Raw genomic sequence first — 21,328 nt, 5'->3', positions numbered from 1 at the left:
GCCCAGCCGATAACTACGCATCCGCAGGCGGGGCAGCCTCCCAATGGGGGCAGCCTGTGCGGTGCTTGCAGTCGTAGCAGTCTTCTTCAGTGATTCTGGATCCGTCGTTAGGGCAGGTAAACGTCTGATACGGAGGGATGAAGGCCTGCACCTGTTCCGGTTCCGGCGCTGTATCGGCGCTACTGGACTGCGTGGAGTCATGGGCAGGGGATTCCTTGGCCTGCGGTGCTTCCGGCTGCTCCTGCGCTGCGGCGTCCTGAGCCCCAGAGGTCGCCTTGGGCTGGAGCTTGGCAGCCTCCCGGATCAGGCGCTTGCAGTCGGTCATGGTCCAGAAAGACAGAGCCCTGCCAGCATCCCATTCCGCTTTTTTGAGGTCGTAGCCCTTGGCCTCGTAGGCATGGAGGGCTTCCTGCCGCAGGGCGTCCAGTTCCTCACCGCTCAGGCGCTGTCTCTTGGCCGGCTCCTGCGGGGCGGCGGCCGAGGGCTGGGCGTCCTTTTCCGTGGTCTGGCCAGCGGCGGCGTCTGCCTGGGCGGCGATGTCCGCCGTGGTCATGGTTGCGTGGCCTGGATCGTCATGGCCGAAGCTGCCGTCTGCCTGCGGGGTGAGGTCGATGGTGTCCTGCACTTCCTCGGCTGTCTTGAGGCCCATGGCGATCTCCGGGGCATACGAGCGCACGAACCAGGCAGCGGCCCGGTATTGCAGCATGAGCTCCGGGATGCTCTGCCATTTGCTGCCGGACTTGCTGTGCCAGCCTTCTTTTTTGGCCAGGCCGATGGTGACGAGCGGGCCCTGGAGCTTCTCACCGGTGGAGAGTTCCGTGGCGACGGCCCGGCAGCCCCATTCGTCCGTGCCTTCCGTGCCCTGGAAGGCGTAGCGCAGGGCGCTGAACTTGCCGGACTTGTTCAGCGTGGCGATGAGGAACTGCGCGGACCAGGCCGGGCGGCCGTGGACGACGTACAGGTTTTGCATGACCATGAGCGGGTTGGCGCCCATGCGTAGGGCCATATCCAGCGCGATGACGCAGTTGCCCTTGCTGGTGTAGTCGTTCGCCCCCTTGCTGCGGTAGTTTTCCGGGACGATGCTGGACGCGGAAAACAGATTGGCCATGCGCTGGATGGCCTCGAATCCGGCCACGGTATCGAAACCGCAGACCACGTTCCCTTTGGCAGGATCAGTTCCGTTCTGCAGGGCATTGAGGCTCATGGCTCGCGGGGTGCTGTTTATCAGGCTCATGTCATCTCCTCCACCGGCATTCGTTGAACACCGGGCAATATTTTTCGTTACAGGTCTGGGATTTGGGATTGCCGTAAAAGTCGCCGCTGCGGATCATGCGGGCGGCTATCTGGAGCAGGCCGGGCTGATCCTCCGTGCCAACCAGCAGCTCGCGGGCACCGGTGATGATCCCTACGGCTGCGCGGCGGCCTCTGTCCGTCTTGGCGACTTGAAGGCCGATGATTTCAGCAGGTGCGGTTATGGGGCGACCGATGGCAGCGCCAGCCAGCAGCTCATAAACACCGATCTGGGCGGCATGGCCTGCCGTGCGGACCGTACCGTCAGCTGCAACCGCAGCCTTGCTCGTTTTTATATCGGCAATTCCGAGGTCACCAAGAGCGTCGATGGTTATACGATCCGTGGTTCCGGTAAGAGCCAGGCCAAGGTCTGAGATCTCCAGCCGCTCGCACTCGGCCTCCACGGCGACGTAGTTTTTGGACGGGGCTATGTCGCGGCAGTAGAGCCCGTGCAGGGCCAGGGCGATGCGCTCCGCTTCCCGGGGGCTGTCTTCTCCCCAGTCAACGTCCTCCTTGGGATGATGGATGGCATCCACCACCTCACCTGCGGCATCATCTGGCGTGATGGGGCTGCCCAGGATGCGTTGGACGTCGAAGACAGCGGCTCCGGCGTGGACCGCCGTCCCCAGCTGGGCGGCAGCGCTGCGAGGCAGGCGCCGCCCGCGAATGTGCTTTGCCTCCCAACGGGCCGGGCAGTCGAACAACTCAGGCAGGCTGGATGCCCGGATGGCTACTATCTCCATAGCCGTCTCCTCTTCTGGATGTAGAAAGCCCCCGCATACGGAGCGTTGCGAGGGCTTGTTTCAGATATTTTGCTTTGCCGACGTAAACGAAGCACAGGCGACGGGACATCATCGTTGCCCCTTGCGGTACGCTGTGGCCACAAGGCTGTAGCCTGTGAACAGCTCACGGGGCCACTCCTGGCCGCTTTCAAAGCGGGCCATGGCCTGTAACAACTCCGGCAGTCGTGCCAGGACATCGAATTTCTCATTGGTGCGGATGCCAAGCCGCTTGGAAAGAAACGCAGCATACTCTTCCCTGTTGCCGGTACAGAAGCGGCTCAGGATGCCGTCCAACGTGTCCAGATTGTGACGCGTGTAGTAATTGAGCAGGACATTGGCCCCGGCCCTAATGCCGTGTTCTGGCGTATCGAAGACCGCGTGCCCATGTTTGTCTACCGCGATCTGTCCGAACCACGGTCTTCCTTGGATGCTCTTGACGTTGAGGGGATTGTTGTTGCGGATGGCGAGTGTCTTTTTTATGGCAGCCACCGCCGTTTCTCCGCTGCTATCAGTGGCCTGATCTTCGTCCTGTTCAGAGTCCCGTGCGGCCATGACCTCCTGGAGCCGTGCAGCCAGGGCGATGGATCGGGCCTGTTCTGCACGATAGGCCTCTTTCAATTCGCGATACTCGTAACTCCCGACCGCTCCACCAATGGTGGTAATGGCGGCCAGGCAGGCGAAGAAGTATGCCTGCTTTCGGGCTGTGTTGTCTGGCATATCTGACTCCTTAAAAAATGACGCCCGGCGGGAAGGTAGGCCACCGGGCGCTTGCCGCTGTTGTTCGGGGTTGACGACGGAATGAAGCGCCGCCCCGTTGCGCTTTGGCAGGCTATCAGCGGCTTTCGCCTGCTCTCCACGGGGAGCGGGAGCAGATGGGAAAAAAGAAAGGCCGCCTCCCCGATGGAAGCGGCCCGCAGCGTGACAGACACCCCCCAGACATACGCAGTGAGGGGAAGGGGTATCTGGCCTGCTGCTCCAAGCGGGCCCACGAGGTTCGCGGGCCCTATGAAGCAACATTCTCAATGTGATTATCTACCTCAATCCCTAAATGGGGGGAGGGCGAGCAAGTTTTATTTTGGTTGATATTTCCATGTATTATTCCTCTTTTGGCGGAGGGAGGGGGATTTGAACCCCCGGAAGGCGTGAACCTTCAGCAGTTTTCAAGACCGCCGCAATCAGCCGCTCTGCCATCCCTCCGTTTTGGTGGAGCCAGCGGGACTTGAACCCGCCTCACCGCCGTGCAAGGACGGAGCTCTCCCTGCTGAGCTATGGCCCCAGATCCAGGCGGTCTGGTCTGATGACCGCCTGGGATGCCACCGGGGAAAGTACAGAATGACCCGGTGGGAAAATTGTGGTCGGAGCGGCGGGGATCGAACCCGCGACCACCTGCTCCCAACGCAGGTGCGCTGCCTCTGCGCTACACTCCGATATGGCCGTCAACACGATGCTGACGGCCCCCGGCAGGGGAAGCACAGTACGGGAAGTAACCTGCCGGAAATTTTTGGCCGTAGCCCCGATGGCCACGGCCTCGCCGCGACGGGAAGTAAAAACAGACTGTTTGGTTCCGCACAAAACAGACACGTCGCGGCCCCAGTCCCGGTAGCGACATAGGGTAACTGTCGCTGCCGGTCAGGGGAGATGGAACTATTCGGGGAATCCCGAGATTGTTTGTGGCTGTTGATTAGCCGTTCTGGTGGGAATATTCTGCGCTCAAATAGACGCCGCTTTCTTTTCCTTCCAGGCCATTGTGCTTAAAGATCCCCTTCCTACACAGAGATCCAACCACGGCATTATCCGCCCTGGAGTCACACATGAGGCAGGTGCAGCAGAACTGTCCGTCATCCGAAACGTCCATGAACTTATCGATCATGGCCTTTTCCTTATCTGTAAGTCTCATTTTTACCCCTCCTTTTTCAGGTTTCATTTCCGCCGCCCATCGCTGCGCGGCGGTTTGAAATCTGAAAATTTTCCCAATTATTTCTCGGTGTTCTGATTTTTCCATATTTTTCACAGACGGCATATCAACCCCCGTCCGTGTCTGCTCTGGCTTGTCCGAACAGCGTAGGTAGCAATCCTCTCACTGCCCGGTAGGGCCTTCTTCGCGTCAATTTTCACCGTCCGGCCTTCCCGCCGTCCGTGATTTGAAGATATGATTTATATCATAGTTCGTCAAGGGCTTTGTTGATATAAATCATAATTGCGGATAAAAAAAATCCACAGCCCCGGAGATTGCCCGGCGGCAGGCATAAAAAAAGCCCCTCACGAGGAGGGGCATCTAATTATTTTTCATCTTCTGAGGATGGCGGCAGAGACCTTTTTCCAGTTAGTGCTGACTGGCCTGTTTTTTGCTCAAGCTCTTCACGGGCCATTCTGGCAACCCCTCCGCCTTTCTTGGCGGCATCGGCATTCTCTTCATAGCCGGTAGCATTCACGCTCTCAGCGATTTGCTTTGTCGAAACCTCAGCCAGCATGGTGAGCACAAGTTCGGCGTCGCTCATATGGTCACGCAGATTCTGGGATTTGAGGCCTTTTAGCTTTTTGTGTTCTTTGACGGAGATTCCCGACCATTCTTTATGGGTGATGCCAGTGAGCGCGGCAAACTCAGCGGATCCCTTAACACCGTGGTCGTTCCAGTAGTCGGTCAGGTCGTTGCGTATCTTGATACTCAAAAGGCGCTGGTTGATCCATTCCGGGGAACGGCCTTGCTTGGCCCAGATGGCACGGGCGCGGGCGATGCCGGCTTCAGGGTCTTCCGTCTCCTTGATACGCTCATAGCCCACTTGGGCAAGCCAGAGCTTAATGGGTTCGGCTTTAGGGCTGGGAACGGACTGGATGAGGCGGAAAAGGGTCTCGGCGTCGGCAACGTCTGTTTTATATTTCTTTCCATCCTGGGCAGTTAACTTCAGTCCGTGACAATTTGTCACGACCTCACTTCCTTCTTTTTTCAGACGCTGTTTCAACTTGCGCCAATACGCGCCTGGATCTGGGCTTTCCGTCAACAGCCCGATGATGTCCACCACGGAGAAATACCAGGTCTCGGTCTTCTCATCGTACAGACGCCGGACGTTCCGGCTCTCAAACATGGCAATATTTTCTTTCATTTACTTCCCCCGCACATCGCTCCAGGCCCAGATGACGCGGCCCACGATAGCGTTGCTGATTTCACCGCCGTAGTCCTCGCGTAGGCTGTAGAGCAGGGGCGGATTGGTGGCGGCGTTATCGGAATAGAACTGGATGGAAAAATCCTTGCCGCCGGGCGCGGACTGGACGCTGACACGCTTGACCATGCCCGCACCTTCAGGATCACGCACCAGCATGATGTGCCCGGCGTGGCTGACGTCGATATCGTCCCTGTCCACCAGCACGATGTCACCGGGGGAGAGCAGGGGCAGCATGGAAGTGGAGGTCTTCCCGATCTCCACGGCGATCAGGTTGCGGCGGCCCATGATGGCTGGCACATGCTTGTAGATCAAAAACCAGCTTTGCACCTCATCTTGCGGCAGGTAGCCGGGCCCGGCGCCAACCTCGCCCACCAGGGGCGCGGCCAGATAGTCCTCGGCAACTGGAGGGGCCACATGCTCGCCGGCGGGCATGATCCTGGCATTTACCCAGCATACGTCGCGGGCAGGCTCGGAGCTGTCTTCCCCAGGGAAGACAAGCCGCGCACCAAAAAAAGCGACTATTTTCGCCACAGTATCTCCGCTGAGGGAGCTTTGTTCCCCCTTCAGAAATCTGGACAAAGACCCCTGCTGTACGCCTGTCTCCCGGGCAAATTGGGCCTGAGACATTCCTGTCGCCTGGATACGATGACGGATAATTTCAAAAAAATCGTTTGCCATATTCCACTTTTACCTAAAAATATGACGCATGTCATATTGTTATAAATCATAGGACTTGCTTTTCTATGATTTGAATCATATCATGCCGACATGAATATCGACCAATTCCGTTCAGATTTTTTGGCGAGGAAGGCCGAAACTGGCGTCACGCAGCAAAGTCTCAGTACGACCTACCGCGTCGAACAAGGGTCTTTGTCCAGATTCATTTCTGGCAAGCAGGGACTGAGCTTTAACTATGTGATTGCTCTCTGGCCGTTTGTGTATGGAAGAAATTTCCCCAGTGAACAAGCAAAGACAAATCATGACCAGCCCCAACAACTGAGCAATTCTCCGTCAGAATGCCAGCGGTAATAACCCCGGCGGCGATGGATGCTGATGTGGAGTTTCCATACCTCCCATCATCAAGCATTTACGCCAGAACTACATGAGATTTCTCCATGAAAAAATTTAATGGCTCCATGAGCATGAGCGAGGCTGTCCGCAGGATGGTGGACGACAGCGGCCTGCCGTTGAAGGCCATCGCTGCCGAGACGGGCAAGGGCTACACGACGCTCTACCGTGAGCTCGATAGCGAAGATGATGGTGCAAAGATAGGCGTGGACACGCTGCCTTTGCTGATTCGGGCTTGCTGTGGGGATGCGCCGCAAGAGCCGCCGCTGCCGCTGGTGGTTCTCGCGGCGCGTTTTGGCTTCCGGCTCGTCTCTGACGATGTGCAACCGGATAAAGACGATGTCCGCGATGAGTGTCTGGATGATGGACAGGCCCTGGCTGCTTTCCATCGAGCCGTCCGGGAGGGGAAGGCCAATCCCCACACTATCGAGCAAATGGCTACGGAGCTGGCCACGGAGATTGCCGAGACATCAGCTGCGTATGCTTCCGAATGGGAAAGACAAAATAGGGAGTTGCAATGAGCACCAAACAGCCTGACTACCCGGCGTCGGCGCAGAGGGTCATCACGGTGACCATGCCGTATCAACGCGCCTATGCTGCGCCCTTGCCCAGACACAAGTGGCAGCTGATCTTGCCCGTGACGGGTGAGGTACGGGTGCTGACTGAGGATGAATTTTCGGAAACGTGGGTGCTGGAATCAGAATGTCCTCCGGCGGTACGCAAGCTGTTCGACGGCTTCGAGAGCTACGCCAGCTGGCGCTGGGGAGGGGACCGCTGATGGCTGAATATCGCACCATACGCATGGCATTCTGGAACGATCCGTTCGTGGAAGACCTGGAGGCAGGCGAAAAGCTCCTGTACCTGTATTTGTTCACCTGCCCGCATACCAGTAATCTGGGCGTGATGGAGGTCTCGCGGCGCAAGATAGCCTTTGAAACGGGCTTGGACATGAAGGCCATAGATACCGGGCTGGCAAAGCTGGAGGCGGCGGGCAAGATTGTGACGGACGGGGCCTTCATTCTGCTGACGCGCTTCATCCGTCACCAGACAACCACCTCGCCCAAAATCGCCCAGGCGCTGAAGGGGATGCTGCCCGGCGTGCGCTCGGACAGGCTGCGCCAGGCTCTGTGCCACGCCTATCCTGACATCTTTGGAATGGGCGCGGCCGCCGCACGTCCCATGTCCGACAGGCCCGCGACAGGCGATACCCCTGCGGACGGTATCCATACGGTATCCGAAGGGTACGGATACCCTATGGATAGGGTATCGATACCGTATCCATACCCTATCCATACCGTAGGCATACCCCCCGCTGAAGAGGAAGAGGAAAGGGAAAAGGAAAAAGAATATATCCCCTTACCCAAGGATATATTTAAATATCAAAACACGCGCGTGCGCGTTGATCCTCCCGCCAAGGTGTGTGGGACGGCAGCAGCGCCGGATGTCCCCTCTCGGCAGAACAGTGTGGAGCCCCGGACTTGCCCTGCCGTCCGACCGTCCGGCCGTCGTCCTGACGGCCCGGTGAAAACCGACGCCCCCAGCAAGGGCCACCCTGAATGGCGGGCCTTCCTCTCCTGCTGGGAACTCTGGCCCGTGAAGCAGGGACAGGAGGAGGCGTGGTGCGAATGGATGCGCCTGCACAACAACGGCACTCTTGCTCCCTGCTATGTCATCCGGGAATCCATTGCCCGCTTGCAGGCTGAAGACAGCCGTTGGGCCCGGGGGATGATTCCTCGCATGGCCAAGTGGCTGCATGGCAAGGGCTGGAACGACGAGCCGTATATGCAGCCGGGACAGGGCAATGGGGCTGATGTGGTGTCTCCGGGGAACACTCCTAGGGCCCCTACGGAGTTCCAGAAGCGCCAGCAGGAGGCCAGAGGAATGGCGGCAGCCGCTCTTGCCGCACGAAATTCAGAACGCAAGATAATCGAGACCGGAGGAGGTCGCCATGAGAAACTCCGTGGATACGCAGTGGCTGACATTGCGCCTTGTCGAGTGTGAAGCCGTATACCGCACCGGGCGAAGCCCCGAGGAAATGCTCTTGCTGGCAGACATCTGGGCCCAGGATCTGGAAGGGCAGGACAAAGATGACGTTGGCCGAGCCTTCGTGATGCACCGGCAGGAGTCCAGTCGCTTCCCCTGCCCGGCGGACATCCTGCGGCTGCTGCCCCGCTGCCGTAGGGCGACCAGCATGGAAAGCCCCATGGCGTTGCCGGTTGATACCGTCTCCTACAACCAGCCGGGCAGGAATATGGCCAAGCTGCTCTTGCAAGCATTGCACGGAGACAGCGAGGCCCAGAACGAGATGGAACGCCTGCGGATGCAGTAGGGGAGAGCCATGCAGGGACGAGGTTTTTGGGCTGTATTCTTGGGCGCCTGGTTGATCTGTCTCACGCTGCTGTTTTGGCTGGTTGCCAAAATCATGCGAGAGTACGAAGCCTGGTTGTCCTGAAAAACAGCCTCCGTTCGATTCTAAGGCTCGAAACATGTCCTGCGCGTTCGCTTGGTCGTGTGAAAAAGAAAAAATGCCTTAGAACGAAAATATGCCGAAAATCTGGAATGGCATTTCTGGACATGGCGCCGGGGGGACATTTCCCCAAGTTGAAGCCCGAATAGGCTTACTCTGCCTTGGTTTTCGCCTTTTTCTCACGCTGCAATATTTCTGGACATATGCGGCGTTTCCCGAAGGCCCAAAATGAGAGAGGTCCCCGCTATTTGGCATATATAGCAGGAAAGTCCTGTCCATAGCTCCTGGGAGGCTTCAGACTGCCAAGATAGGCATGGCGATGCCTCAAGGAGAAAACATGGACTTCAGCAAGGCTTTCTATGCGCTTATGGCCGATGAAGGGCTGTGGCACCTGGAGCATGATCCCAGGGATCCCGGAGGGGAGACGTGGAGCGGCATCAGCCGCAAAAACCATCCCCGCTGGGATGGCTGGTCGCTCATCGACCAAGCGAAAGCGGACGGCGTCAGTGTGACGCGGCACCGGAACTTCGAGCGGATCAAGGCACTGACGGAGAAATTTTACGAGGATACGTTCTGGCTGCCCCTGGATTGCGACAAACTGCCTGACGGGCTCGCGTATGAGCTTTTCGAGCAGGCGGTCAATCTGGGGATCTCCAGAACGACGTACTACCTCCAGCTCACGCTCAACTGCCTTAACAAACCGCTGCAAAACGGTGCCAAAGAGTTTGGCAGTGATCTCGTGGTCGATAAGGCCTACGGCCCGGCCACCAGGAATCGACTTCTGGCAATCGTGGAAAAGGGGCGGGCCCAGGCTGTGCAGAACGGCATCAATGGCCTGCAAGCTGCCTGGTACATCAATCTCGGCACCAAGAACATCAGTCGGCGTGTGTTCACGAATGGCTGGCTGTCCAAGCGGGGGAGAGGCTCGATATGAGCGGCGACCTGAAGGCCAAGATCGCAGGTGGAGGGCTTGTGGCCCTTCTTCTGGTCGCCGGTGTGAATGCCTGGGTAGAAAGCAAAGTGGACGCGGAGGTCTCCCTTCGCGTCAACAAGGCCCTGGCTGCCCAGCAAGAGCAGACTGTCTCCTCCCTGGTACAGCACACGAAGGATTTGGAGGAGGTATACCGTGTTCGCATGGACTTGGAAAAAAGGCTTGAGGAATGCCGAGCTCTGTCTGGTGATGAGCTCTATGACTGCTATCGTCGGGTGCTCTCATCCGGCGCCGCAGCCGGCGGTGATAACGCCACCGAGGGTGCTGCTGGAGCCGTGCGCTGAACCCCAGAATAATGGCGCCACCTTGGAACTGCTCAAGGCTGGCGATACCGAAGGAGCCGCCCTGGCCCATGTCAGGTACGCTATCGCGGTTCGCGAGGCTATGGCTCTGTGCAACAGCCGGCTTTCCGCTATCAGGCTCTACTACGACGGAATGGAGGAGGTGTTGCGTGAATAATCTGAACCAGGCCGGAAATGCGGGAGAGGTGTCTAACTACGTTACTATCGCCAGGGACCTGTGGCCGCTCTTTCTGATTGGTCTCGGGATCGCCCTGGCTTCTGGTGTCAGCCATATCAAGCGAAGCTACCTGCAACGGAACAAATGGCAGCTGATTGGGAACACGATCTTGTCTTCCGTGGTTTCCTCAGCCGTTTCTCTGGGCTTCGCCCTGATTGCACCGCTGTGCTATCCTGGGGTGACGCCAGAGATCCAGATAGGCATCGTCCTTGTGGTGAATGGCGTCGGCCTGAAGCTGTTTGATGCGTACATGCGCAAAAAGCATGGCTTGCAGATCGTTGACCTGATGGATCCCGGCGACATCAATCAAATCCGGCAGACGATGAGCCCGGAGCAGCGTCGTCAGCACGTACAGAACTGCCCATTCAAGGGGGATGAGTGCTGCACCTCTCACGAATGCATCGGGGCAGATTGTAACAAGTAAACAGTAGGTAATCGCCATGCCTGAACAAGCCGAGAAAAAGTGGTGTCCGCTTGCCAGGGTCTCTATCCAGCAAAGAGAGGTCGGGCGGATCAATGCCGTCCAGACAGGAGCCTTTAATTTCGTGATCCAGCAGATGCCCGATGGTGGGGAAATGACGTTTATTCCCGTGACATGTCTGGGAGCTCGTTGTGCTCTTTACCGGAAAAGTCTTTTCCCCTGGAGGAGCGGTATGTGTGCTGTGGCCGGGCAGCAGGGGCCCCTGCCGCTTGTCCTTTCCGTTCTTTCCCTGGCGGTGGTCGCTGCCGCTGCTGTTTTTTTCATTTTCCGGGGGCTGTGATGTCGTCATCAAGCTGGAATGGTCGCGCCATCGGTCGCTGCAAGTTGTGCGGGAAAAAGCTGCTCTTGAATGACGAGGGCCTGTGTCTTCCCTGCGAGAATGACGAGCTGAGGCGCCAGCTCGTGGAATCTGATCTGATCCTGGCGCAGTGCCGGCGGGAGAAGAAAGAGCTCTATAACTCTCTGATTGCAGAGAGAAACCGTCGCCTGTGCTGCGCAGAGGAGGAGGGATAAGACGATGCGTGAGGAAAAAGGATATCAATGCCCTTCCTGCGGTAAGGCCACGACACACGTCGTCCAGACATCGTCTCTGTCCTCTTGTATCATCAGGATCAGGCGGTGTAATTTGTGCGGTTATTCCCACGAGACCGTAGAGGTCCAGATGGATATATCAAGCTCGATTCGGAAAGCAGCTGATATTTTGCAGCAAGCAAAGGTAGCAGGAGCATGACGGCAAAAAAGCCAAGGAAGAAAATCCAGCCTGCTGGCAGGAAGCGCAGATTTACCAAGGATCAGGTCGAGACGGCGATCATCGAGAGCGGGGGATGCAAGATTGCCGCGGCACGTGCTCTTGGGTGCTCCAGGACGACGCTTGACAGCTACATCAGCAGGTACCCAAAGCTGGGAGAGGTCTACCGGGATCTTGTTGACGCGAACCTCGACGAGATCGAGCAGGTTGTGTTCAAAAAAGCAAAGGCCGGGAATCTTTCTGCGGCCTTTTTTGTTTTACGCACTCAGGGACGGCATCGTGGTTATGTAGAGGCCTTCCCGCAGTCTGTGAACGAGAAGATGTCCCCTGATGCGCAGAAAATCATGGCTGATTTTCGGGACGGCAATATCAGCGCAAGTAGGGCAGCGCTTGATCTTGAGATTCTTGGGATTGCTTTGCCCGAGTCCATCAAGATCCTGCTGGCAAAAGAACAGCCCGAGCCCGTGGATCCGTCAGGAGGGGCATACTGTGTCATGACGGATGAGGAGATGGAGAGACGGGTTGCTGAGCGCAAAAAGGCCCAGGATGCGCAGCGGGAACAGCTGCCGGCCCGCCGTGCTGAAATGCACGAGCTGCATAAAGAAATGGCTGATTCCTTCGCCGTCGGAGCTACGCCCAGGGCCATCACACCCGCAGCAGAAGAGGATGCGTGATGGCTGTTCGGTGTCAGAATATTTTGTCCGATGCACGCTACCTCAAATTTCGGGAACGGTACTATGACGATTTCGCGGCCTACGTGTTGGAGAACTGTCCCGAGACTCCTACCTGGCAACAAATGGAGATGATCGAAGCGTGTTCAATGCCCGGCGCCAGGGTTGCCGTAGCCAGCGGGCACGGGACAGGCAAAAGCTGGGTGCTCGCCTGGCTGCTGGATTGGCACCTGAGGACCTTTCCGCATTCGAATGCCATCCTCACAGCAACGAACATCGAACAGGCCCGGTCTGTCGTCTGGAAGTACCTGGATGGGGTCATCGAGCGTATGGAGACAATGTACCCGTGGATGCGCGGCTTCTTCGTCAAAGAAACACGTCGGTACTACGCCAGGCCTTTCAAAGATAGCTGGTATGTACTGCCAAAGACCGCCAGCAAAAGTGCCCCGGAAAATATGGCAGGCCAGCACAACAACAATCTCCTGATCGTAGTCGACGAGGCGTCGGGCGTAGACGATGCGATCCATGGTGTACTTCGTGGTGCTCTGACGCACCGTCGTAACCGCTATGTGATGACATCCCAGCCAACACGCCCCGGAGGGCATTTCGCGGAAGCCATGCGAAACCTTGCCAGAAAAGAGGGGAATGGCAGCGGCGGCATATACACGGCCATTACGATGAACTCCGAAGAATCGCCTTTGGTCTCCCTGCAATTCATCCGGGAGAAGCTGTACGAGTACGGCGGCCATCATTCTCCCGAGTACCAGATCAAGGTTCTGGGGCGCTTCCCCGATAACATGGGGGGATACCTTATCCCCAGGCAATGGGCAGAGGACTGCCAGTACACGGAGATCACATTTCCTGACGATGACTGGGGGTACGTCCTGCTCTGTGACGTCGCCGAAGGTGTACACCGGGACTCATCTGTCGGGCATCTTGTCAAAATGGCCGGCAGGGATGACAAGCGGCTCGTCCAAAGTCTCCTCTGTGAAGAGTTCCTGGATCTCAATGAAAAGGAGTTCGCCCGCTGGATAGCCAGCAAGTACCACGAGTATCCCAATTTGACCGTGGCCGTTGATGGTGACGGCGCTGGCCGGACGGTTATCCTGGAGCTGGAAGAGCAGGGGATCCCTGTCGTCAGTATCCATTGGGGCCTTCCCTGCCACACTACAGCTGCCCAGCGGCGATACAGCAACCTACGTGCTTTCGCCCATTGCAAGCTCAGAGAGGCCATCTTCGAGAAACGATTCCGTGGCCCGCATATGCGCAAATTCGTGGATCAGGTCTCGCAGTTACCGTACAAGCTCGACGAGCGGGGGCGCTATGCCATGACACCGAAGGAAAAAATGCGGGCCGAGGGGATCAAATCGCCTGACCTCTCAGACACGTGCTGCTTTGCCTTCCTGGTCGATTACGTCCCGGCTGGCGTGGGAGATAGCGCCAAGAGCAGGCAGAACAAGTTCCTTGAAATGGCCAAGGCTTGGATGGGAGAGTAAAATTTTTTCGTGATGGTGTATATTGCTAGGTGACAGCATCTGCTTTGCCAGGCTTTGAGAGGCGTGCTATGAGGGAGGAAAACTACCTGCATGGCAGGCTCGGAGGTCATCATATGGAAGACTGGGATGAAGCACGCGAAAGGAAAGCCCATAGTGCCAGGTGCGGGCACGTCAAAAGGAGGCTATTCAGTGGAGCTCCCCTGACGGGAAAAACGCTTGATTTCGCCTTGGAACTCCTTTCTACATCACGTGAGAGATCTAGCGAGCCTCAGATGTTGGAAGAGATGGCAAAGAAGCTAGTCGCACACGTCCCTTTGACGGAGTATGAGCAGCATATCCTGGTCGATGTCTTGCTGGTGCACAGCAAGATCGCAGGCAGGCTGTAGAAATATGCTGATTGTTCGAGCGGCCTCGCTCAGCCCGCAATGTCTGCTGGACAGCCTGTTCCAGAGCCGCACGGAAGCCGAACAACGCTTCCGCCAGGCATTGGATGATGCCTGGCCTGTATCTGCGCTTGAGTCTTAACGTGGCCGTGGCCCTGGGGACGTAAAAAGATAGGTAGGACTATTAGGGATTATTATTTTACATGAAGTATTTGTCCTTTGAACTCTAAATTTATATATACCGTCAGGGAATATAGTTGATTGTGGATAGGAATAAACGTTAAAGTCGTTTTCTGTTATGTTTGATATGCAGTAGCCATATTTATATGCATACGTGGGATTATTTACATATTTTTTTATTTTTTCCAAATCTGTATTTGGATCTTCTTTTTTTAGCTCAATAACGAATAGATTACATTCATCACTATTTCTTTTGTGGCAGATAATATCTGGGCGTACATTATCTTCATTAATTTTTTTTATATTGTACATATTCCTATTGTATTCACAGTCTATACGGAGATTACATTTTGGTTCGATAAGATTAGATAGATATTTTGCTATCCTAAATTGTATGGTCATCTCGCTAACGCCCAATCTGATTAATTCGACGTCATTGTAATAAAATTCTGCTAAGGCTGGAATGATAATTTTAATGAAAAAGTACATACTGTTTTTTCTCATGTTTTTGCGGAATATAATATCAAGTTAAATATTTGAGGATGATTTTTGTCACTTAGGCATATAAAAATATGATACTTTCTATCAGTTAGTTAGGAACAGCACAGTTCCCGATCCAGTGCAGGCTATCTTCCGTTACTCCAAAGGTCTGACAGCCAATATCATTGGGAGTGACTTCAACAATATCAGCACAGATGAAGGCACCAGGCTTGGCAATGGCTGAGCATTCCGCATAGCCTTGGGCAGGGACAAAATCTTCATTGATATAGAAGGTTCCGATTGGATTCCCGTCGAAATCAACCATGGTGATTCTTGATAGGGGAGCAGGTAGTCCAGTTACTTTGACTACGCGACCACAAACCTGGGTCGTCGTGGCTGGCTTTTGGGGCGCTGAAGTCTGTGTACTTTCAAGCAGATGCGCCGGAATTTTATTACGTTCAGACTCGGCGGCGATAAAGGTACGCAAAAATAGGTTATCCTTATATTGCCCCGTAAACTCAAAGTCATCTTGTAGGCACCGTGTCACGACAGCACGATTTATATTTGGGGCTGTCTCAAAAACAATACGATAAAATTCTTCAACATTTTTTACTTTATCAATAGCGGTAATATTCAGTATCGCGACATGGTTATCAACGCTTCCCCATTGGCATGACATGCCTTTCATTTTTGCCCATGCTAAAAACTGCTTAACCGTGATTTGCAAGGGGTACGGAGCGCCACGCCAAGTCAAATAGGTTATATATAAAGAGTTCCAGTCAGCCGCGATTGTTTCTTCTTCCCCTGTAGATTTTTTTCCTCCAAGCTTCTGGATAACATCCATAGCTTTCTCATACATCTGGTCAGCATAGTAATCGTCTGGCCGTGGATAGCCGCTGCCTGAGCCATTGTTGTACTGAATGACGGAAAGCTCTCCGATTCGTAGGTAGGTCGCGACGGTATAGGCCTCTGCGATTCCAAGATTCTTCTTTTCCATCAAAAATTTCGCGTTTTCTTCACGTCCCTTTTTCAGCCACTGGCGCTGATCTGCCAATACCTGTTTTTTGTAGGCTCCATGCAATTCGGCATAGACCTCCTTCCAAATCGAGGAAAGGTCTTTGTCAGCCTGTTGGAAATACGGGATTTCTAGCAGCTCTTGATACTCCTGTTCAGTCAATGCTTGGACAGTTCTCACACACAGAAGGCTTGTGCACATCACCAGAAAAGCTACCAGGACATGTTTCATACTGTTACCCCCTTGAAAACTGAATAACCTGTTTTCCCTACATCTGCCATATCTAGTCCATTTGTGCTGCGCAAGAGGTGGTAAATCTGCCATGATATCGGCCTAGGTGGGATAACTTATGGAAGAGTCACGGAAACGAATACTGGCGATAGCTCTTGAGGGTACTAGCAAGGTCCAGGCAATGGCAGTTTGGGATGGACAGCATTTGATCGTCGTTGAACTGCGAGACATCAAAGGAAATCCAGAAGACTGGATCGAGGTCATGGAGCGGGATATCGAAGCCAAGGTTAAGGGCGGCTGGGTCGTCATGGTCGAGGATCGTACGGCTTCGTTTTCCAGCTTGGCTACCTCTTTCAACTTTGACGCTCCTGCCGAGGATGGGCGGACCAACCTGCAACGGGCGTTGGACTGGTATTTTGCCCTGGAAGCTCGCGGAGGAATAATCCTCGGCGAGGGGATGGAACGGTATGCCATTCGCTTAAGCGGAGAGCTTGGGCTCATCGATGCCGGAACCGATGAGAAGGGCCGGCTCGTGTACCGTGTGGACTGGCGCAAGTTCAACTCTGGTCACAAGGCCTTGCTGATGTGCGTGGCTGGGGCGGTTATGGAAGAGCCCCTTTCCGAGCGGTGGCTGCGCGTGATGGCACGGTGTTCGGCACGGAAGCGCAATGATGATGCTCTGGCGGTCATGCGGACCATCAACGCTATTACTCGTGGCCACGACCGCACCCGCGCCATGCGCTACGAGATGAAGCGTGAGGCTTTGGAGGGCGGCTGTGTTTGATATTTTTTCCTCTGGTTCTCGGTTGTCCCCTCTTAATATCCCTGATCCTCTGCTCCGGGTCGAGCTCTACAGAGAGATCCGGGCCGCCCAGACGGACAGAACGAAACGCAGCTCTGACTGGGGATCCTATGTCATTCAGCCAGCAGACTGCCTTTTCCCGGAGCTCGTAGCCTACAAGGTCTATGGTCTGGACACCTTGAAGTGGGTCGTGATGATGGCGGCGGCGCTGGACGATCCTCGTGAACGGTTGCAGGCCGGCCAGACGATCTGGCTACCCAAAACGTCGTGGCTGCGTGAGCGTATCCGCAGCTATGAAGCCCGTGGAATGCGCGCATGAAAAAGCATGACCTCAGGGAAGCCTTCCAGGAGTTTGAAAAACTCTCTCAGCAGCTCAAGAAAGAGGCCAGTATCAGGCGTGATGATGCCGTTGGTCTTCTGACGCCAGAACTGCTGGAGCGCTATGCTTCTGGAGATCAGGATCTCGTCCTGGCCTATGGGCGCAACGGAAAGACCGTCAGCTATTCCCCTGAAGAGCTCCGCGCCTTTCTTGAGGCCAGGAAAAGCAAGGGGAAAAGGTTCAAGAGCTCCATCCAGGGCGTTCCGTACACGTCCCTGATTCGGGCCTCCCTCTCTGTTGATAAGCAGCGTGCCAAAGAAGTGCGCAGCGCGACGTTCTATCAGCGCAAGGGTGGCCTGCTCTTTTTCCAAGTCAGCGGGAATACGCAGCGATACTATCGCGTCCAAATCCGCCTTGAGGGGTGGACAGAGGCGGTCATGGCTACGACGCCATCCTTTCAGGCGGCGAAAGCCCTTGTCAGTGGGCGCCTGTCGTTTGAATGCCCCTGTGGGCGCCATCAATATTGGTATCGGTATCTGGCGACATTGGGAGGCTATGCGATTGAGCCCCTGGAACGAGATTTCCCCAAAATCCGTAACCCGCGCCTGACAGGATGTTGCTGCAAGCACGTCCTGCGTGTGCTCCAGGAACTCAAGAAAAATCGAGTTCTCATGGTCTTGGCCCGCGAATTGGAAAAAGAACGTGGGCGACCAGGCTTCAAGAGTGCTGTCCGTAAGAGCACGCTCTCCAACGCGAATCTCAGGGCCGTCATGGATCGTAAGACCTTGAAGGAGGCTCGGGCCGCCCTGGAAGAGCACCGGAAGGAGTCGGAGAAACTGAAAAGAGAGCTGAAGCCACGAGGGAGCGGTAAAAAGACGCTGGTAGAGAACAAGGCGCTTGTGGCTGCGGTGGAAACGATCCTGAAGGCTGCCAAAGCGGCGAATCTGTCCCCTGATGCCATGCTAGGTGGGGTAGCAAAGAATTTCGGTGTCACCCGTGAGCAAATCGACGCCATTATCAAGGAGAGGAAGTTGTGAGCGATGCCCGCATTCCCCGCAGCTACCAAGCAACGGCTGCCGCTTTGAGCCATACGTTTTCTGTGATGCTCCAGAGCCATCCTGAGGCATTTGAGTGTCTCATCTTTCCGGCTCAGCCTTCGGAGCAGAATGAAATCATTGCCGTGGATAGCCCTACTGTGACGCTTCTTGATCGGGATGAAAGGGCCCAACGATACGGAGCCCCTATCAAGGCCAGGGCAATGCTCGTTCCCGATGGGGAATGGGCCTTTGGCGCTGTCGATTCCGGGCTGTACGAAAGTTTCCATAGCGATGAAGAGGCCATGCTCCTACTGCTATCTGTGCCGGGCCTCCGCACCTTTTCGTTGGTCCAATGGCTGGAATACCTGGATATGGCCTCTCAGGAGACCGTCGAGCGCACCGTATACATCGCGGAGAACATTCCGATGGGAAGGACATTGGGAGCAGGCATGGTTCACAAGTGCTATCCGCTGCCTGCATCAGGAGAGATCCCGAGTCTGGAAGATAGCCCTGGAGCTGAAGACAGTAACGCAGATAGTCAGGCGCAGCAGATAGGAGTGCTATAATGGCTAATGGTGAAGACCTCACAGATTTGCAGGCTGTGGATTTTGCTTTGGGTGGGGTGATTGCCGGGGCCTATGAAGGTCTTGCTGACGCGGGGCCCCAGGCCTTTCGCCGATTTCTGGCACGCCCGGTCAAAGAAAAAATCTACTTCGTACAGAATGATGACATCCAAAAGGTGCTGCGCAGGGTCGCGGGTCGAGAAAATGAACCAGGGAAGTCGAAGCCAGATCTGCCACTGATTGCTTATTATCGAGAGCAAGGCGTAGCAGCGGATCCAAACCAACCGGTCGTGCTTTCTGAGGCTGTCCGGTTCGTCAATGAGGAGCGTGTTTGGGGAATGGACAAGGCCATGAGGCTCACCACCATTCCCGTGGCCCTGACGTACTCTATCCTCATGCTGGGATGGGACAGGGCTACGCTTGACCGCATGACCTTGGCCTGGTTCGGATATATTGCTCCCTTGTACAGAAAGCACAGTCGGTTCGTCGTGCCGTATGTTTTGGACGGTGAGAGGGTAGAAGTCAGAGCCTCCATAAGCGCTCCCCGGGAAGTGCTCACGTCGTCAGAGCCTATGGCGGATGATGGAAAGCGTCTTTGGGGGGCTCGTACCATGGTAGAGGTCACGACGCAGGCCTTGTACGGTGTCACAACGCAAATCCAGGATTACCTAACAGTGGGGGGTGTCGCGGAGATATTGGGGGCCTGACATGCAGAGCAATGTTTGCATTTTCACCAAGATCGTCCATGTGGCTTCGGGAAAAGAGATAGACCCTGGCCTGCTGCAAGAGGGGACGTACATTGAGGCGCTGTCTCTGGATAGCCCCAAGCTCATGCTGGTTTTGAGGGATCATGGATCCTACCTGCAAAATCAGCTTCGTTTGCAAGAGTTTGATGAGTTATCTGTCAGCTTGGGGGATACATGGCGGGAAGATGGCGTGAGTAGTCAGGAGACGTTTGTCGTTCTGACAAGCCGTCCCATGCCAGATGGAACGGTCAGGTTGAATTGTCTGGCAAAACCCGTCTTCGATATGAAGAAGATCGCGGACAGGACCAGGGTGTTTAATCAACGTGGCGTGCAGGAGATTGCCGCGGCATTTGCTGGTGGTTTGAAGAGAAGTATCGGTCAGTTCGCCGTTGTCGAGAATTATCACTGCATCGCCGGTGAAAGGCCGACAACGATGTTGCGCCAGCTGGCGGAGGAGCAGGGGGCCCATGCGTGGGTCGCACGGGGGACCTTTCATCTCAGGAAGTTTGCGGAGCTCCTTGCCCAGGATCCGGCTATGACCTTCCATTACGCTACCATGGATTCTGGCTTCCCGATTCTCAAGTACACCAGGCCATCTACCCAGATGCACCTTCAGGAGAGCGCGATCCGGTCATTCACTGGCTGGAATGAGACCCTAGGCCGGGTGAAGACATCCAGCTCCATTCCTTTCCTGGCTGGCGCGAAATCCACGCCACCCATGATAACTGGCGCCGCCGCTCCTTACGTACTGGGGAACAAGCCTGTGACGAAGCAGACTGCTATCGACTTTGTGACGCTAGGAAATTTGAGCATCACGCCGGGGCAGCTTGCCAAGCTGGTATGGCACCTCCCTGACCCGGAGAATCCTATCGACGAAGGGTTGCCGGAAAGGGTCGTTATCGAATCCGTAGCGCACTGGTATTCAAGCCAGAAATACTACTGCCGTGTGAAAGGAGCTGTAGCACTTGAGCCACGATAAGCACTATGCCGGTCGCTTCATTGCGGAAGTCGTCTCCGTCGATGATCCCGAGAAGCGCTGCCGTATCAAGGTCAACGTCTATGATATCTTTGACGGTGTTCCTGTCAGGGACTTGCCGTGGGCTGTCTTCAGCCTTCCGTTGGGCTCACGGGCAGGGGAAGGGATGCTATGCCCTGTTCGGGTCGGGGATATGGTGTGGGTAGAGTTCATTGGTGGAGATACTCGCCGGCCGGTCGTCGTTGGAGGGGCCCACGCAAGCCCTGGAGGCGTTCCAACCCTTCCGCCGGAGATATTCCAGGGGGCCGGCCAGTTTGAGCACAAGCGCACCCCTGATGAGCCTCCTGTTCAGACCCCTCCGTACTACGAGGATGTCGTTTTCTGCCAGAACCGGGCGCTGATCCAATTCTGTCGTTCCGGCCATCTGCGCGTGACCCAGATGGATTCCGGGTCGGCCATAGAAATCTTGCCAAGTGGGGATATGGTCGTCCATTGCGAGGGGAATATGTATGCCTCCGTCAAAGGGAATGTCCTGGAGGCTGTGGAGGGTGACTACACGCAGAAGATTTCAGGGAGCTTTACCCAGACTGTCGAAGGCCAGATGACGTTTTCTTCAGGTGGAGAGGCAAGTTTCGGCAGTACCCAGAGCTCCTTGTCCCTATCAGCCAAGACCCATGGGGAGATGACAGGCGGTGGCGGGCTGACATTTAATGGCGATACGACCATGCGGGACAATCTTACCTGTGAAAAGCATGTGGAGGCGGACAGTATTCATTCCAGTGGGGATATCATCGCGGCTGGCAGTAACTCCAACCATCATTCACACTAGTCGCATCTATATGTGCCATATCTAGTAAAGTTTTTCTGTCAGTAACTTTAATCGCTTGTCACACTCTTCATAACCGCAGGTGTTGCGGAAACA

General features: G+C 55.6%; 27 protein-coding genes and 3 tRNA genes. 20 read left to right on the top strand and 10 right to left on the bottom strand.

Going from position 1 to position 21,328, the window contains the following annotated elements:
- Positions 1–13: 13 nt before the first annotated feature.
- The 9 genes from ACQRBR_RS01280 to ACQRBR_RS01240 all read right to left on the bottom strand — a co-directional run bounded on the left by ACQRBR_RS01280 (position 14) and on the right by ACQRBR_RS01240 (position 5,911).
- Positions 14–1,234 carry a hypothetical protein gene (locus ACQRBR_RS01280; RefSeq protein WP_427812096.1) on the bottom strand — a complete coding sequence of 407 codons (1,221 nt, stop codon included), beginning with the start codon at positions 1,232–1,234 and terminating at the stop codon, positions 14–16.
- Between the two features lies 1 nt (position 1,235).
- Positions 1,236–2,033 (bottom strand): RecB family exonuclease, encoded by a 798-nt coding sequence (locus ACQRBR_RS01275; RefSeq protein ID WP_427812095.1) that lies wholly within the window; start codon positions 2,031–2,033, stop codon positions 1,236–1,238.
- A gap of 108 nt (positions 2,034–2,141) precedes the next feature.
- Entirely contained in the window at positions 2,142–2,789 is a 648-nt protein-coding gene (locus tag ACQRBR_RS01270; RefSeq protein ID WP_427812094.1) for a hypothetical protein, read from the bottom strand.
- Between the two features lie 390 nt (positions 2,790–3,179).
- Positions 3,180–3,269 (bottom strand) — tRNA-Ser (locus ACQRBR_RS01265).
- Positions 3,270–3,273: 4 nt separating this feature from the next.
- A tRNA-Ala gene (locus tag ACQRBR_RS01260) sits at positions 3,274–3,348 on the bottom strand.
- Positions 3,349–3,424: 76 nt separating this feature from the next.
- Positions 3,425–3,499 (bottom strand) — tRNA-Pro (locus ACQRBR_RS01255).
- Positions 3,500–3,753: 254 nt separating this feature from the next.
- A complete protein-coding gene (locus ACQRBR_RS01250) occupies positions 3,754–4,074 on the bottom strand; it encodes a hypothetical protein (RefSeq protein ID WP_427812093.1) in 321 nt (106 codons plus the stop codon).
- A 277-nt stretch (positions 4,075–4,351) separates the two neighbouring features.
- The gene (locus ACQRBR_RS01245) at positions 4,352–5,173 is read right to left on the bottom strand and encodes a BRO-N domain-containing protein (protein WP_427812092.1); all 822 of its coding nucleotides are present in this window, start codon (positions 5,171–5,173) and stop codon (positions 4,352–4,354) included.
- A complete protein-coding gene (locus tag ACQRBR_RS01240) occupies positions 5,174–5,911 on the bottom strand; it encodes a LexA family transcriptional regulator (RefSeq protein ID WP_427812091.1) in 738 nt (245 codons plus the stop codon). It lies immediately after the preceding gene.
- Positions 5,912–6,348: 437 nt separating this feature from the next.
- Here ACQRBR_RS01240 and ACQRBR_RS01235 point away from each other — a divergent pair, with 437 nt between their 5' ends.
- The 13 genes from ACQRBR_RS01235 to ACQRBR_RS01175 all read left to right on the top strand — a co-directional run bounded on the left by ACQRBR_RS01235 (position 6,349) and on the right by ACQRBR_RS01175 (position 14,199).
- The gene (locus ACQRBR_RS01235; protein WP_427812090.1) at positions 6,349–6,822 is read left to right on the top strand and encodes a phage regulatory CII family protein; all 474 of its coding nucleotides are present in this window, start codon (positions 6,349–6,351) and stop codon (positions 6,820–6,822) included.
- Positions 6,819–7,079: a hypothetical protein gene (locus ACQRBR_RS01230; protein WP_427812089.1), complete on the top strand. Its 261-nt coding sequence runs from the start codon at positions 6,819–6,821 to the stop codon at positions 7,077–7,079. Before ACQRBR_RS01235 ends, ACQRBR_RS01230 begins: the two co-directional genes overlap by 4 nt.
- A gap of 23 nt (positions 7,080–7,102) precedes the next feature.
- Positions 7,103–8,302: a hypothetical protein gene (locus tag ACQRBR_RS01225; protein ID WP_427812088.1), complete on the top strand. Its 1,200-nt coding sequence runs from the start codon at positions 7,103–7,105 to the stop codon at positions 8,300–8,302.
- A gap of 40 nt (positions 8,303–8,342) precedes the next feature.
- The gene (locus ACQRBR_RS01220; RefSeq protein ID WP_427812087.1) at positions 8,343–8,630 is read left to right on the top strand and encodes a hypothetical protein; all 288 of its coding nucleotides are present in this window, start codon (positions 8,343–8,345) and stop codon (positions 8,628–8,630) included.
- A 475-nt stretch (positions 8,631–9,105) separates the two neighbouring features.
- Entirely contained in the window at positions 9,106–9,702 is a 597-nt protein-coding gene (locus ACQRBR_RS01215) for a glycosyl hydrolase 108 family protein (protein ID WP_427812086.1), read from the top strand.
- Positions 9,699–10,043 carry a hypothetical protein gene (locus tag ACQRBR_RS01210; RefSeq protein ID WP_427812259.1) on the top strand — a complete coding sequence of 115 codons (345 nt, stop codon included), beginning with the start codon at positions 9,699–9,701 and terminating at the stop codon, positions 10,041–10,043. Before ACQRBR_RS01215 ends, ACQRBR_RS01210 begins: the two co-directional genes overlap by 4 nt.
- Positions 9,949–10,218, top strand: a complete 270-nt coding sequence (lysC, locus tag ACQRBR_RS01205) for an Rz1-like lysis system protein LysC (protein WP_427812255.1) — start codon at positions 9,949–9,951, stop codon at positions 10,216–10,218. Before ACQRBR_RS01210 ends, lysC begins: the two co-directional genes overlap by 95 nt.
- A complete protein-coding gene (locus ACQRBR_RS01200; RefSeq protein ID WP_427812085.1) occupies positions 10,211–10,702 on the top strand; it encodes a hypothetical protein in 492 nt (163 codons plus the stop codon). Before lysC ends, ACQRBR_RS01200 begins: the two co-directional genes overlap by 8 nt.
- A gap of 16 nt (positions 10,703–10,718) precedes the next feature.
- Entirely contained in the window at positions 10,719–11,039 is a 321-nt protein-coding gene (locus ACQRBR_RS01195; protein WP_419492383.1) for a hypothetical protein, read from the top strand.
- 446 nt (positions 11,040–11,485) lie between these two features.
- The gene (locus tag ACQRBR_RS01190; RefSeq protein WP_427812084.1) at positions 11,486–12,181 is read left to right on the top strand and encodes a hypothetical protein; all 696 of its coding nucleotides are present in this window, start codon (positions 11,486–11,488) and stop codon (positions 12,179–12,181) included.
- The gene (locus ACQRBR_RS01185; protein ID WP_427812083.1) at positions 12,178–13,674 is read left to right on the top strand and encodes a hypothetical protein; all 1,497 of its coding nucleotides are present in this window, start codon (positions 12,178–12,180) and stop codon (positions 13,672–13,674) included. Before ACQRBR_RS01190 ends, ACQRBR_RS01185 begins: the two co-directional genes overlap by 4 nt.
- 113 nt (positions 13,675–13,787) lie before the next feature.
- Positions 13,788–14,060 (top strand): hypothetical protein, encoded by a 273-nt coding sequence (locus ACQRBR_RS01180; RefSeq protein WP_427812082.1) that lies wholly within the window; start codon positions 13,788–13,790, stop codon positions 14,058–14,060.
- 4 nt (positions 14,061–14,064) lie between these two features.
- Positions 14,065–14,199 (top strand): hypothetical protein, encoded by a 135-nt coding sequence (locus ACQRBR_RS01175; RefSeq protein WP_427812081.1) that lies wholly within the window; start codon positions 14,065–14,067, stop codon positions 14,197–14,199.
- A 627-nt stretch (positions 14,200–14,826) separates the two neighbouring features.
- On the opposite strand, the gene ACQRBR_RS01170 is transcribed toward ACQRBR_RS01175, so the two are convergent.
- A complete protein-coding gene (locus tag ACQRBR_RS01170; protein ID WP_427812080.1) occupies positions 14,827–15,963 on the bottom strand; it encodes a hypothetical protein in 1,137 nt (378 codons plus the stop codon).
- Positions 15,964–16,081: 118 nt separating this feature from the next.
- Between ACQRBR_RS01170 and ACQRBR_RS01165 the strand changes: the two genes are divergently transcribed.
- Genes ACQRBR_RS01165 through ACQRBR_RS01135 form a run of 7 tightly spaced genes read left to right on the top strand, consistent with a single transcriptional unit; the run spans position 16,082 to position 21,235 of the window.
- Positions 16,082–16,747, top strand: a complete 666-nt coding sequence (locus ACQRBR_RS01165; RefSeq protein WP_427812079.1) for a hypothetical protein — start codon at positions 16,082–16,084, stop codon at positions 16,745–16,747.
- Positions 16,740–17,084, top strand: a complete 345-nt coding sequence (locus ACQRBR_RS01160; RefSeq protein WP_303928002.1) for a hypothetical protein — start codon at positions 16,740–16,742, stop codon at positions 17,082–17,084. The genes ACQRBR_RS01165 and ACQRBR_RS01160 overlap by 8 nt, the downstream gene beginning before the upstream one ends.
- Positions 17,081–18,121: a hypothetical protein gene (locus ACQRBR_RS01155; protein ID WP_427812078.1), complete on the top strand. Its 1,041-nt coding sequence runs from the start codon at positions 17,081–17,083 to the stop codon at positions 18,119–18,121. Before ACQRBR_RS01160 ends, ACQRBR_RS01155 begins: the two co-directional genes overlap by 4 nt.
- On the top strand, positions 18,118–18,687 hold the full coding sequence (locus tag ACQRBR_RS01150; protein WP_427812077.1) for a hypothetical protein: 570 nt from the start codon (positions 18,118–18,120) through the stop codon (positions 18,685–18,687). The genes ACQRBR_RS01155 and ACQRBR_RS01150 overlap by 4 nt, the downstream gene beginning before the upstream one ends.
- The gene (locus tag ACQRBR_RS01145; protein ID WP_427812076.1) at positions 18,687–19,391 is read left to right on the top strand and encodes a hypothetical protein; all 705 of its coding nucleotides are present in this window, start codon (positions 18,687–18,689) and stop codon (positions 19,389–19,391) included. The genes ACQRBR_RS01150 and ACQRBR_RS01145 overlap by 1 nt, the downstream gene beginning before the upstream one ends.
- 1 nt (position 19,392) lies before the next feature.
- Positions 19,393–20,409: a hypothetical protein gene (locus tag ACQRBR_RS01140; protein ID WP_427812075.1), complete on the top strand. Its 1,017-nt coding sequence runs from the start codon at positions 19,393–19,395 to the stop codon at positions 20,407–20,409.
- Positions 20,396–21,235 (top strand): phage baseplate assembly protein V, encoded by an 840-nt coding sequence (locus tag ACQRBR_RS01135; RefSeq protein WP_427812074.1) that lies wholly within the window; start codon positions 20,396–20,398, stop codon positions 21,233–21,235. The genes ACQRBR_RS01140 and ACQRBR_RS01135 overlap by 14 nt, the downstream gene beginning before the upstream one ends.
- Positions 21,236–21,328: the final 93 nt, after the last annotated feature.

Source organism: Desulfovibrio sp. SGI.133, assembly GCF_050313955.1.
Lineage (GTDB): Bacteria > Desulfobacterota > Desulfovibrionia > Desulfovibrionales > Desulfovibrionaceae > Desulfovibrio.
This window is presented reverse-complemented; position numbering and strand designations above follow the sequence as displayed.

What these genes read in the sequence shown, in the direction of transcription:
- lysC (WP_427812255.1), top strand. Translation starts at nt 9,949, where the DNA reads ATGAGCTCTATGACTGCTATCGTCGGGTGCTCTCATCCGGCGCCGCAG.
- ACQRBR_RS01175 (WP_427812081.1), top strand. Translation starts at nt 14,065, where the DNA reads ATGCTGATTGTTCGAGCGGCCTCGCTCAGCCCGCAATGTCTGCTGGAC.
- ACQRBR_RS01155 (WP_427812078.1), top strand. Translation starts at nt 17,081, where the DNA reads ATGAAAAAGCATGACCTCAGGGAAGCCTTCCAGGAGTTTGAAAAACTC.
- ACQRBR_RS01275 (WP_427812095.1), bottom strand. Translation starts at nt 2,033, where the DNA reads ATGGAGATAGTAGCCATCCGGGCATCCAGCCTGCCTGAGTTGTTCGAC.
- ACQRBR_RS01270 (WP_427812094.1), bottom strand. Translation starts at nt 2,789, where the DNA reads ATGCCAGACAACACAGCCCGAAAGCAGGCATACTTCTTCGCCTGCCTG.
- ACQRBR_RS01225 (WP_427812088.1), top strand. Translation starts at nt 7,103, where the DNA reads ATGGCATTCTGGAACGATCCGTTCGTGGAAGACCTGGAGGCAGGCGAA.
- ACQRBR_RS01250 (WP_427812093.1), bottom strand. Translation starts at nt 4,074, where the DNA reads ATGGAAAAATCAGAACACCGAGAAATAATTGGGAAAATTTTCAGATTT.
- ACQRBR_RS01180 (WP_427812082.1), top strand. Translation starts at nt 13,788, where the DNA reads ATGGAAGACTGGGATGAAGCACGCGAAAGGAAAGCCCATAGTGCCAGG.
- ACQRBR_RS01170 (WP_427812080.1), bottom strand. Translation starts at nt 15,963, where the DNA reads ATGAAACATGTCCTGGTAGCTTTTCTGGTGATGTGCACAAGCCTTCTG.
- ACQRBR_RS01140 (WP_427812075.1), top strand. Translation starts at nt 19,393, where the DNA reads ATGCAGAGCAATGTTTGCATTTTCACCAAGATCGTCCATGTGGCTTCG.
- ACQRBR_RS01235 (WP_427812090.1), top strand. Translation starts at nt 6,349, where the DNA reads ATGAAAAAATTTAATGGCTCCATGAGCATGAGCGAGGCTGTCCGCAGG.
- ACQRBR_RS01230 (WP_427812089.1), top strand. Translation starts at nt 6,819, where the DNA reads ATGAGCACCAAACAGCCTGACTACCCGGCGTCGGCGCAGAGGGTCATC.
- ACQRBR_RS01215 (WP_427812086.1), top strand. Translation starts at nt 9,106, where the DNA reads ATGGACTTCAGCAAGGCTTTCTATGCGCTTATGGCCGATGAAGGGCTG.
- ACQRBR_RS01280 (WP_427812096.1), bottom strand. Translation starts at nt 1,234, where the DNA reads ATGAGCCTGATAAACAGCACCCCGCGAGCCATGAGCCTCAATGCCCTG.
- ACQRBR_RS01245 (WP_427812092.1), bottom strand. Translation starts at nt 5,173, where the DNA reads ATGAAAGAAAATATTGCCATGTTTGAGAGCCGGAACGTCCGGCGTCTG.
- ACQRBR_RS01240 (WP_427812091.1), bottom strand. Translation starts at nt 5,911, where the DNA reads ATGGCAAACGATTTTTTTGAAATTATCCGTCATCGTATCCAGGCGACA.
- ACQRBR_RS01165 (WP_427812079.1), top strand. Translation starts at nt 16,082, where the DNA reads ATGGAAGAGTCACGGAAACGAATACTGGCGATAGCTCTTGAGGGTACT.
- ACQRBR_RS01190 (WP_427812084.1), top strand. Translation starts at nt 11,486, where the DNA reads ATGACGGCAAAAAAGCCAAGGAAGAAAATCCAGCCTGCTGGCAGGAAG.
- ACQRBR_RS01145 (WP_427812076.1), top strand. Translation starts at nt 18,687, where the DNA reads ATGGCTAATGGTGAAGACCTCACAGATTTGCAGGCTGTGGATTTTGCT.
- ACQRBR_RS01210 (WP_427812259.1), top strand. Translation starts at nt 9,699, where the DNA reads ATGAGCGGCGACCTGAAGGCCAAGATCGCAGGTGGAGGGCTTGTGGCC.
- ACQRBR_RS01195 (WP_419492383.1), top strand. Translation starts at nt 10,719, where the DNA reads ATGCCTGAACAAGCCGAGAAAAAGTGGTGTCCGCTTGCCAGGGTCTCT.